The sequence below is a fragment of the Romboutsia sedimentorum genome, assembly GCF_030131845.1.
Lineage (GTDB): Bacteria > Bacillota > Clostridia > Peptostreptococcales > Peptostreptococcaceae > Romboutsia_D > Romboutsia_D sedimentorum.
Genome location: NZ_JASKYM010000004.1, coordinates 21,222 through 33,664, shown reverse-complemented (window position 1 = coordinate 33,664; position 12,443 = coordinate 21,222). Strand labels below are relative to the sequence as shown.

General features: G+C 25.1%; 7 protein-coding genes. 5 read left to right on the top strand and 2 right to left on the bottom strand.

The features are described from left to right. Positions 1-34 precede the first annotated feature (34 nt). On the bottom strand, positions 35-2,101 hold the full coding sequence (locus QOZ84_RS09635) for a leucine-rich repeat domain-containing protein (RefSeq protein WP_284132751.1): 2,067 nt from the start codon (positions 2,099-2,101) through the stop codon (positions 35-37). Positions 2,102-2,388: 287 nt separating this feature from the next. On the opposite strand from QOZ84_RS09635, the gene QOZ84_RS09630 reads away from it, so the two are divergent. The 5 genes from QOZ84_RS09630 to QOZ84_RS09610 all read left to right on the top strand — a co-directional run bounded on the left by QOZ84_RS09630 (position 2,389) and on the right by QOZ84_RS09610 (position 11,643). Then, positions 2,389-3,642, top strand: a complete 1,254-nt coding sequence (locus tag QOZ84_RS09630; RefSeq protein ID WP_284132750.1) for a nucleotide sugar dehydrogenase — start codon at positions 2,389-2,391, stop codon at positions 3,640-3,642. An 81-nt stretch (positions 3,643-3,723) separates the two neighbouring features. Beyond that, a complete protein-coding gene (locus QOZ84_RS09625; protein ID WP_284132749.1) occupies positions 3,724-5,700 on the top strand; it encodes a CgeB family protein in 1,977 nt (658 codons plus the stop codon). A 29-nt stretch (positions 5,701-5,729) separates the two neighbouring features. Next, positions 5,730-7,826 (top strand): CgeB family protein, encoded by a 2,097-nt coding sequence (locus tag QOZ84_RS09620; protein ID WP_284132748.1) that lies wholly within the window; start codon positions 5,730-5,732, stop codon positions 7,824-7,826. Between the two features lie 8 nt (positions 7,827-7,834). Next, entirely contained in the window at positions 7,835-9,961 is a 2,127-nt protein-coding gene (locus QOZ84_RS09615) for a glycosyltransferase (RefSeq protein ID WP_284132747.1), read from the top strand. 41 nt (positions 9,962-10,002) lie between these two features. Then, positions 10,003-11,643, top strand: coding sequence for a heparinase II/III domain-containing protein (locus QOZ84_RS09610; protein WP_284132746.1), 1,641 nt, complete (start codon positions 10,003-10,005; stop codon positions 11,641-11,643). 62 nt (positions 11,644-11,705) lie between these two features. Here the strand turns inward: QOZ84_RS09610 and QOZ84_RS09605 are convergent, their stop codons facing one another. Continuing rightward, complete coding sequence (locus tag QOZ84_RS09605; RefSeq protein WP_284132745.1) at positions 11,706-12,413, bottom strand: glycosyltransferase; 708 nt, start codon at positions 12,411-12,413, stop codon at positions 11,706-11,708. Positions 12,414-12,443 lie beyond the last annotated feature (30 nt).

Sequence of the window (12,443 nt, the reverse complement as noted above, 5' to 3'; positions counted from 1 at the left end):
ATCAATGCTTTTGTATTAATAATTATTAAATTGTTTACGGTGTAATTTGTAAAAGTACATTCACTCTACCAGAAAAATTACTAATATCACTACCAATAATTTCGTGGCTAAAATCAAAGGAAGCATTCGTATCTACTAGTATATTTTCCCAAACAAGACTTACACAATCACAGCTATCAGCTGAAGAACAGTATCCATTATTTGATACATGGCCAATACATGGAGTTGAAGAATCTATATCCTGTAGGAATGCCAAATCAAGTATAAAATCATTATCAACTACAGGTAATAAAGGAGGTAAGTCTACTACTTGGCTTTGTGCATTGAAATAAGTTAAAAGAGTTAAAACATTAAGCGAAGAAATATTGCTTATTTTGTTACTTGATATATCAAGACTCTCTAATTTTAAAAGGTTTACTAAAGGCGTTATGTCAACTATATCGTTACCTGATAAATTTAATTCTACAAGATTAACAAGGCTAGCGATTGGTTCTACATTTATTATTTTATTAGTTAAAGTAGATAGTAAACTTTTAAATGTAGATGATTGTGAAGAAGAAGCGTTTAATGTAGTTAGATTAATAAGAACGCTTAAAGGTGACAAATCGCTTATATTATTACCAGATATATTTAGTGATTTTAAATTTATTAAAGGTTTTATGAAAGTTAAATCAGATATACTATTCCCTGATAAATCTAATATCTCTAAGCTTGTAAGTGTTTGTAAAAAATAAGTATCTTCATTGGTTATGCCACATGTAGGCATATATAGTTCTATTAGATTTGGTGTATATTTAAAAATACTCATATCAATAGTACTATTGTTAGCGAAATCTAGTACAGTAATGCTTTGTAATTCTCCTGGAGAAAAAGGCTCTGTAGAATCTATAGGTCTTCCTAAAGCTATATTTAAAGCTTCTTGAGTACCTGTATACTCTGGAGAAATTACTATTGGAGGAGCTTTATATAAGCTAACATTAACTGTTATATCATATAAATAACAATCATCAACAGTATCTACTGGAGTGACTATAAGTTCATTTTCAATATCAAGATCTACAAGAAAATCAACTGGTTTAAGTGTTGAATCATTTACTATATTGCATAAATTAAATTCATCACCTAAGAAGGAATCACTTTGTAAAGCGTATATGTCTAAATCATTTATGTCACTTATAGGTGCTCCGTTATTATCTATTTTAACCGAATATAAACATATTGAATATGATATATATGGAGTTAAACTTGTGTTTTTATAAGATATAAAAGCAGGCACATTTTTACTAGGACAAATACCAGGAACGAAGGAAGGGTATTTGACAATATTACTAGATACATATAAATCTTCAATTATTGGTAAATTGGCATAACAAATTAGTGATGTTGATTTTGAAAATGGATAACTAAATTTTGACTTTTTAACTGGAATTAAAAGATGCCTAGTGCCAACAAAATATCTTTCAATAGGCTCTCTAGCTACTATTTCTTCAGTGAGTTCTAAATCAGCTTCTAATACATTAAAATCCATAGAATCAATTTGAATATTATCACTAGATTCTAAATTATCACCTGAATCACTTAAAGGTTTGATATCTGTAAGTACAGGATCTTGTAATTTTAAAGTAACGGTATTATCTTCTAACACAAAATCAATTTCAGTATTTTTAAATACGGGTCTATTAATTATTATGTTAAAATCATTTATTTCTAAATTTTTATTTTTATCTAAAGTGATTTTACAATTTCCATCAAAGCTAATGCTAATATCCATAGGGTTAGCATTTTCTTTTAATATAAATGTAGCCTCTAAAATTGTATCTTTAATAGAATATACAAGGTCTATATTTTCATAAAGATTATGATAGATGAGTTGTGTAGATTCATTTGTGTATAAATTTTCTAAATTACAGTTATTAAAATAAACATTTAAATAACTAGAATCTGAGATTATATTTTCTTTAGAAACCTTAGTATTAAAAAGACTGTCCTTAACACGCTTTAGAATACCTTTAGATTTAGTATCTTTAGATTCTATATTTTGAATAGAATATAAATTTAATTTAGAACTGAAAAATAAAGCTTCATGATTTTTTTCTTTCAATAAATATTTTTCAGGACTAGATTTAGTAGAATTAATCTTTTCGAAACTAGATATACTAATCACCTTCTTTAATTAAAAATTAAATTAACTAAACAGCATTTTAACTGAATCAGTTTGTAATATGATATGTTATATTCAATTAAAAAGTGATATGTTTTATTAAGTAATATTACATATTTTTATTGCTAGTTAAAATACAGCCAGTAAGTAACAAAATGAATATGTAGAACATAATATAAATGAAATGTATAATGTTTTACAAATTGTTTAATTTAGGAGTAATCATAATGAATAAAAAAATTTGCGTAGTTGGTCTTGGATATATAGGTCTTCCAACAGCTGCTATGCTTGCAAACTGTGGGTATGATGTAGTAGGTGTTGATACCAATAAAGAAGTTTTAGACAACTTAAACAAAGGAAAGATAATAATAGAAGAACCATATCTTGATGATTTGGTAAAAAAAGTTGTAATTAATAAAAAGTTAATTGGACTTAATACGCCGTGTGAAGCAGATATATTTATAATAGCTGTTCCAACTCCTATAAATGAAAATAAAAGAGCAGATATGAGATATGTAATAAATGCAACAAATTCTATAGTTTCCTATGTAAAAAAAGGAGACATAGTTATTTTAGAATCTACGTCACCAGTAGGAACAACTACTGAAATAATAAAGCCTATATTAGAGAAAACAGATTTAGAAATTGGCAAAGATATATATGTCGGGTATTGTCCAGAAAGAGTTCTTCCAGGAAAAATTTTAAAAGAATTAGTAGAAAATCATAGGGTAGTTGGAGGAATAAATGAAGAATCGGCAATTAAGATAGCTAAAATTTATAAAAGTTTTGTAAAAGGTCATATATATACAACTGATACAAAAACTGCGGAGATGACAAAACTTGTAGAAAATACTTTTAGAGATGTTAATATAGCACTTTCAAATGAATTGCTTAAAATTTGCGATAATATTAATATAAATGTTTGGGATGTAATTGAGTATAGCAATAAACATCCTAGAGTTAACTTGCTAAACCCTGGTCCAGGAGTAGGAGGACATTGCCTTGCAGTAGATCCATGGTTTTTAGTAGAGAGCAGTCCTAATTTATCAAATATAATAAAATTATCAAGAATTACTAATGACTCTATGCCGTCATATATGTTTTATAGTGTAGAAAAATTAATAAAGAACACAAATAAGAAAATTACCATACTAGGGATCACATATAAACCTGATGTAGATGATATTAGAGAAAGTCCTATAATAGAGTTAATCAAAATATTAAAAGAAAATAATTATGAAATTTCTATATATGATCCGTATGTTAAAAATTATCCAGGAATAGAGAATAATTTAATGAAATGTGTTCAAGGTAGTGAATTATTAATAATAGGTGTAAATCATAATGTTTTTAAGGATATAAACTATGAAAAAGTACTAAAAGCAATGGAAGGGAATTTAATATTAGATACTAGAAATTCTTTAGATAAAGAAGAATTAGAAAAAATAGGATTTGTATATAAGTTAATAGGGTCTAAATAACAAAGATATTTAATAGATCGATTGATAAAAAATATGAAAATCAACAAAAGATAAAACTAAATATAGAAAGGTAGGGGATATATGAACGAATATGAATACAAATTATATGAGGATATAAATACTGATATAAAAAATAGTGAAGTATATAATTGGAATGAAAAACTTATAAATATAGATGAAAAATACACATATAAAATAGAATTTATCGGAGAAATAGAAGATAATTGTAGTATTAAATTATATATAATATCATATTGTGATAATAAAAAGCTATATGGAGAAAGTATAAAGTTAAATACTTCTAAAGTTATAACTAATGTAGATAAATGCAATTATATAAAGTTAGCAATTAAAGTATCTAATATTGACAAAGTTAAAATAAATACAATTAAGATATACAGAAAATTGAATGTATCTTCTCTTTCACAAGACAAAATAAAATCTTTAAAACTTTACCCACCTATAAACATTAAGGACTTAAATATAGCTTGCATATTTGATGATTTTACAACTGAGTGTTATAAAGAAATGGTTAAATTGATAAAAATTAAGCCTGATACATGGAAAATTGATTTAACAATTAATAAGCCTCATGTTTTAATAGTAGAATCAGCATGGCATGGAAATAATAATAGTTGGGGTGAAAAGATTCAATATGTAAATGAATATAATATAAAAGAATTAAAAGAAGTAATAAATTGGTGTAGAGAAAATAATATCCCAACTGTATTTTGGAATAAAGAAGATCCAGCACATTTTGAACAATTTATATTAACTGCTAAATTATTCGATTATGTATTTACTACCGATGAGTGTAGCATAGAAAAATATATAAAAGAATTAAAACATAATAATGTTTATACACTTCCTTTTGCAGCACAACCTAAAATACATAATCCTATAAAAATATATGACAAAAGAATAGAAAAAGCTTTTTTTTCTGGAAGCTATTATACTAATAAATTTCCCAAAAGAAGAGCAAGCTTAGAACATATTTTGAAATTAGCGATTGATAATATAGGATTAGATATTTATGATAGAAATTATTATTTAAATTCAATTCAATACAGGTATCCGAAATATTTCAAATCATATATAAAAGGATATTTATCTGCAAATGACCTAGAAGAATGTAATAAGGGATATAAAATAATGTTAAATGTAAACTCTGTTACAAATTCACCAACAATGTTCTCAAGAAGAGTATTTGAGGGGTTGGCATGTGGTACTCCAGTCGTTAGTTCTTATTCATTAGGAATAAACAATATGTTTAAAGGTATCGTAGTAGCGAGTGATGATTTAGATGAATTAAAAGATGAATTTATAAGATTAAAAAATGAAAGTTACTACGATAAAAAAGTAGTAAAAGGAATTAGAGAGGTACTAAGAAATCATACCTATAAAGATAGGGTAGTGTATATGTTAAACAAAATAGGAATAAGTGCAAGTAATAATAAACCATCATTATCTATAATTAGTAGTATTGATTCATTAGATGAATTAGAGAAAGCTAAGATTATGTATTATAGTCAAACTTATTATTATAAAAAACTATACTTAATTATAGATAATGAAAAATTGCATAATTTTGTTAAGGAAAATAATAAGGACAACAAAATAATTTTACTTGATAATAAGGATAAAAATACAAATAGCATAATAGAGAGTGATTATATAGGCATTATGAGCGTAAATAATTATTATGGCAAATATTATTTTGAAGATTTAATGAATTCAACTTTGTACAGTGATGCAGAATTTATAGGTAAAAAAAGTTTTTTTAAAGTAAAACAAAATATAGATAATAATGATATATATATAGTTAATGAAAATATGAGTTTTCAATATGTAGATATATTAGATTTGGATAAATGTATATTTAAAAGTAGTGTAGTTAAAAACCAGACAATAAATAAATTAATAGAATATATTGAAGTTAATTATATAGATAAATTTAAATTTGGATGTAGGTACTTGTCTATAGATAAATTTAATTTAATTGAATGTATAAACAAAGTGAAACTTGAGCTATTAAATAGCATAGACTGTATGGTATAAAAGATTGTATAAATAGGAGGCTATGTTTAATGAAAGATAATGACATTTGTGTGTTGACAACATCAGATAAGTGGATAATTGGAGAAAAACCAGGCATAAATATATTGGATAATGATGTGTTAACAATAGATTGTAAAATAGATAATCATATATATATTGTATATAAAGAAAAAACTCCTAATTTCAGTAAACCTCCTATAAATAATAATATAGATATAAAATGTGGAAATAGATATAAATTTGAATATGGTGCACAATTAGAAAAAGGAGTTACAGCTAATTTATATTTTATAGGATATTGTGATAATGCAAAAATACAAACTGAAATTATAAAACCCGGTGAGATTAGAGATATTATTATAGATTCTAGGTGTATTAGTTATAGAGTGGCCATACGATTAACTGGATATGGATGCTTTAGTTTAAAAAATATAAATATAAATCTAGATAATGATATAGATACAAATAAAGTTGAATATAAAACCAATATAAAGATAAGTGATATTAAAAATTTAAAAGTGGCAGGTATATTAGATTCATTTACAGCACTAAATTTATCTAAAGAATGTAATTTAATAACTTTTACTCCAAATAACTGGTTAGATGTTTTTCAAAAAGAAAAACCAGATATACTATTTGTAGAATCTGCATGGAGAGGTAATAATGATACATGGCAATACAAAATAGGAAAATACCCAAATCGAAATAGAAATGACTTATATAAAGTAATTGATTATTGTAATGAAAATTTAATACCTACAGTATTTTGGAACAAGGAAGATCCGGTACACTTTGAAAAATTCATAGATACTGCTACTATGTTTGATTACGTATTTACAACAGATAGAGATATAATAAGTAATTACAAAGAAAAATTAGAAAACGTATATACAATGCCATTTGCAGTTCAACCTAAACTTCATAATCCTATAAAAAAATTTGAAAGAGTAGAAGGAATTTGTTTTGCTGGTTCGTATTACGATAACAGACACGAAGAGCGAAGACGTGATATGGAAAATCTTTTAGACATATGCAAAAACTATAATTTAACTATTTATGATAGAAATTATAAACCTGAAAGTACAACTTCTAAAACTAACTTTCCTAAACGATTTATAGAAAATATTGCAGGTTATCTAAAATATGATGAAATAGATAAAGCATACAAAGGATATAAAGTTATGATAAATGTAAATAGTGTCAAATATTCACCAACTATGTTTTCTAGAAGAGTATTTGAAGGACTTGCATGTGGGACACCTATTGTAAGTACTTATTCTAAAGGCATAAAAGAAATGCTTGGTGAAATAGTTATATGTAGCGAAGATGATAAAAAAATAGAAGAATCAATTAAAGAACTATTTAAAGATAGTGTAATATGGAAGGCAAAATCATTAAATGGGATAAGAGAAGTTATGATGAAGCACACATATACCGATAGGCTTAGATATATGCTTTCGAAGATGGATTTAATAATAAAAAGAAATGTAGCAAAAGTATCTTGTATAGTGTTTGTAAATAGCATGAATGAAATAGATGAAGCTATTAAAATTTTTGATAGCCAAGTGTACGATAATAAAGAATTAATAATTATAATGGAATCAAACTTTGACGGATATATCCAAGCTTTAAATGAGTATAACATTAATGATATAAGATGCTTTATAGGGAATTATGTAAAAAATAATTATACAAATATAAAAAACATAGTACATGGGGATTATTTATCTTATATAAATTTAGATAATAAATACGGTGAAAATTATATGTTAGATTTGGTTATAGGGTCTATATATGCGGATGCAAATATAATCGGGAAAGGTTCTTATTACAGCAATAAAAATAAAAATATAGAACTTATTAATGAAGATAGAGAATATATTTATGAAAAAAGCATGGAAATTGATAGGTGTATAATAGATATAGAGATATTAAAAAATTTGGAGGTTAAATTTGTACTTGAATTGTTAAACAAACATTATACTGTACAAAATGAAGATGACAATAAAAATATAAAATATAGTTTTTTATTTCAATATCCTATATTTAGTATAGATAATAATAATTTTATAGAGCTAGGAAATATATTTCCAATTAACTATGATTTAAATAAAATATTTATGTAGGTGAGAGAATGAGTAAGCTTAAAATTCTTATATATGGAGATATAGATATTAATATAATAGATGGTTCTTCTATATGGGTGACCTCTATTATAAATACATTATCAGAAAATGAAAATATAGACATTGATTACCTATTAAAAACTCCAATAAAAAGTGATAATGTAATTAAATCTATAAATAAAGAAATAAATTTAAATATAATAAATCCTTTTGAAAACACAAAATTTAGAGGCGTAAGAATGCAAGTAGATGAAGCTGCAGATTTTGTAGAAAAATTAGACTATAAAAATAACTATGACTGTATAATAGCCAGAGGTAATCTATTGTGTGAACAATTGTGTAAAATAGAAAATATAAGAAAAAAAATTATGTCTTATATAATAACAGAGTACAATAGCAAAAATGTAGAAAATGTAAAAACAGAAGATAAGATAAGATTGAAATTTATATTTGATAATTCTAGATACATGTTTATACAGACTGAAGAATCAAAAAATCTAGTTAAGAAAATTCTACAAATAAGTACGGATGAAAAGTTTATTATCCTACCTCCAATGATACCTAACCTTAGTGAAAATTTACCTGAATTTATTAATAAAAAAAATAGACTTATATATAGTGGTAAATTTAGTGAAAATTGGTATACCTATAATATATTAAAATCATGCGAAAATCTCATTAATTCAGATAGCAGCATAAGTCTAACTGTCGTTGGAAATAAGTTTAATTCAGATATAAATAACAAAAAAGAAGAAATACTTAGTATTTTACAAAATAATTCGAATATAAATTGGCTAAAGGGTGTAAGTAGACAAGATTCAAACAAAGCTATGGAGTCTTGTGATATAGGGATAGCTTGGAGAAGCATATTAATGGATAATAACTATAGTGTGGAGTTATCAACAAAAGTATTAGAATATGCACGAGCAGGTATTCCTATAATACTAAGAAAAACTAGTATGTATGAAAACTTGCTTGGAAAGGATTATCCGCTCTTTGTAGAGGATGGAGAAATTGATTTTTTAGATAAAATTAAATTAGCTTTATATAATGAAGATATATATTTAAAAGCTGCAACTATGGCTTATAATTCTGTGAAAAAATATACATTTTCAGAAGTTTATAAAAGTATACATTTGAAAATATGGTCATTTAAAAAAGATAAAACTAATTTAGTATTCGCAGGGCATGATTTTAAATTTATAAATAAAATTATTGAATATTTTAAGCTAAGTGATAAATTCGAAGTAAAAATAGATGAATGGAAAAGTCATAATAAACACGATGAAGCCTATAGTAAAGAATGTTTAGGTTGGGCTGATATAATATTTTGTGAATGGGGTCTAGGAAATGCAGTTTGGTATTCAAAAAATAAGAAAAATTACCAAAAACTAATAGTTAGGATACATTCACAGGAAAGAAGAGCAAAGTTTTATAAAGAATTTAATATAGAAAAAATAGATAAAGTAATATGTATAACTCCTTATATGTTTGAAGAAGTTTATAGACTTATTAATATCCCTAGATATAAGATTGAAATGATTTTCAATTATGTAGATTGTGATGAGTTTAATAAGGATAAGTTAAAAGGGAGCGAATATAATTTAGGGATGATAGGAATATGCCCTAAAAGTAAGCGATTAGACTTATCTATAGATATATTTGAAAAACTATGGGAAAAAGATAATAGGTATAAGTTATATATAAAAGGTAAGCATCCAAAAGAGTATTACTGGATTTATAATAATGAATCTGAAAAATTGTATTATAATAATGTGTTTGAGAGAATTGAAAATAGTGAGTGGAAAGATAATGTTGTATTCGATGAATTTGGAAGAAATGTAGATGAGTGGTTTACTAAGATTGGATATATATTATCACCTAGTGATTTTGAGGGATCGCATGTTTCAGTTGCAGAAGGGATTGCTTCTGGATGTGTACCTATAATATTTAATTGGAATGGATCAGAAACTATTTATGAAGATAAATTTATATGTAGTTGTGTAGATGAAGCTGTCAATCTTATTAAAACATATAGATTTATGATAGGCAGTGAAGAATTAAAACAATATTGTAAAGTTAAATTTGATATATATAAGATTATAGATAATATAGAAATGATGATGTTAATTTAATACAATCATATGTAAAATCAAGTCATGGGTGTGATAAAAGTATGTTTATTGAAAAAGAAATATTATATTATATAGAAAACCCAAATAAAGAAGTAAATGTTTTAAAATATATTTCATCGGGATTGTATAAAAAAAACCTTGAAAACATAGCCGAAGATATGATTAATAACAAATACTATATACCGAATATAGGATATACGGAAAACTTATTTGATGAGAAATATAATAGAAGTACTTTAAGATTAATTCATGGTTTTACTATTTTATCTCCGCTAATACATGCTTATAATAAAACACAAGATAGTAAATATTTGCTAAAGGGACTAAGTGTGGTAGATAAATGGATAGATGAATTTAAGTATGAAGATTCAAAAAAAAGCATGGCATTTCATGATGAAACAACTTCTTTAAGATTAAATAATTTTATATATTTCTTTGATATATGTAAAGATAAAGTAGAAATAAAATATATAAAAAAACTATATCAAGAAATAAAAAATACTGCTTATTTATTATCTAAAGATTATTTTTATACTAAAAATACTAACCATGGTATGTTTCAAGACATATCTTTGGTTTTATATAGTAAATACTTTATTAAAAACAAAGAATCTACTTATTATTATGAGTTGTCCAAGGTTAGACTTAAATCATATTTTGAATATATATACTTTGAATCTGGAGTTCATAAAGAACATTCTCCAGCATATCATTTTTTAGTTTCTTATAAAATTTTAAAGCTTTCACAAGAACTATTTAGTTTGGATATAGAATTTAGGGAGTATTTATATAAAAAATATTTAAGAACATGTGATTTTTCAACATATATAATAAAACCTGATGGTAAATTGCCAAATATAGGAGATACACAACCTAATATAGATGCAAGGAAATTTTATAGAAATTTGTATGAAGATGAGAATTACAGTAATGTAATAATAGAGAATTATGATAAAGTTAATTTGAAAACAGATTACGCTGATCTTAAATCAGGTTACGCTGTACTTAGGAATAAATGGGGAAGCGATTCTGTATATATACTCTTTTGTGCATCATACAACACATCTTACCATAAACATTGTGATGACTTAAATTTCATTATACATTATAAAGGCGATATAATTTGTGAAGCAGGCCCATTTGGGTATGATTACAAAGATGAAAATTGTATATATGGATATTCATCTTTTGCTCATAATACACTTATAGTTAATGGAGAAAGTTTGCCAAGGGTAGATAAGAAATATGATAGGGTTAAAATGATAGAATGTGAATTAGGTGAAAATAAATCAGCTGTAAAAGGAATAAATGCACGATATGAAAATGTACAGCACGAGAGAACTATTTTATTCGACAAGGATAATATGATGATAAATATCAAAGATTGCATTACAAGTAAACATATCAATAAATACACATTATTATTTCATTTAGCTCCTAATTTAATTCCAAGGCAATATGGAAATGAAATTGAAGTATACAAAGACGATAAAATGATATGTCAGATTGAGTTTAAGAGTGATGAAGATATATGTGTTAATTGTTCATATGGAGGTAGCCAAGATAAAATAAAAGGGCTGAATTTCCCCAAAATGTATGAAATAGATTTTAACTATGTTATATATGTAAATATAGATAATCTAAAAGACATAAATTTAAACACATATTTGAAAATATATTAAAATTAAAAAATATAGAGCAGGTATAAGCAAACCTACTCTATATTTTTATATATAAAAACTGTTTATATATATTTAATATCAAACTCGTTTAGTATTGAATTTTTTAGCTCTAAATCTTCTATTAATCCTTTGTTAAAAATTGAAAAGAATTTAGTTTCAGTGTTTTTACCATGAACTAATACTATGAAATTTTTTTTATCTAAAACTTCATAGTCAAGTTTTACTACATCTTTATGACCTCCTGGGAATTTGTAGAAAATTCTGTTTTTAAAGTCTTCACTATTGTAAATAAGCGTATAAAACGGAGGTGACAAATAAGACCAAACTGCAAGTAAGTGGTTTTCTATATCGTAGATATATCCATCTTGATTTATAAGTACTTTAGTTTTATCTTTTGGATTATAATCTATAAGTTGTTGAATAAATGTTGGGTGAAACATATCATCAGCATCTATTCTTACTAGATAAAAGTAGTCATAATTTGATATTTGTTTAGTTATTTGAAAATACGTTTCATTATTTGAAATAAACTTAATATTATTAGGGAGCTGCGGGTATTTTGATAATATGTTCTTTATTATATTTTCACTTAAAGGATCGTATTTAATAAAATAGGTAAAGTCTTGATTAGTTTGATTTACAAAACTTTTATACGTATAATTCATGAAGATATTTATTCTATATTCTATCCAATATTCACTCAATCTATCTACTTCGGGATGTGCCCCCATAGGTAAATTAAAAGAAGAAGTTATAATTATATTTTTCATGTAATCCTCCTTGATTTCAACTACTTTTAA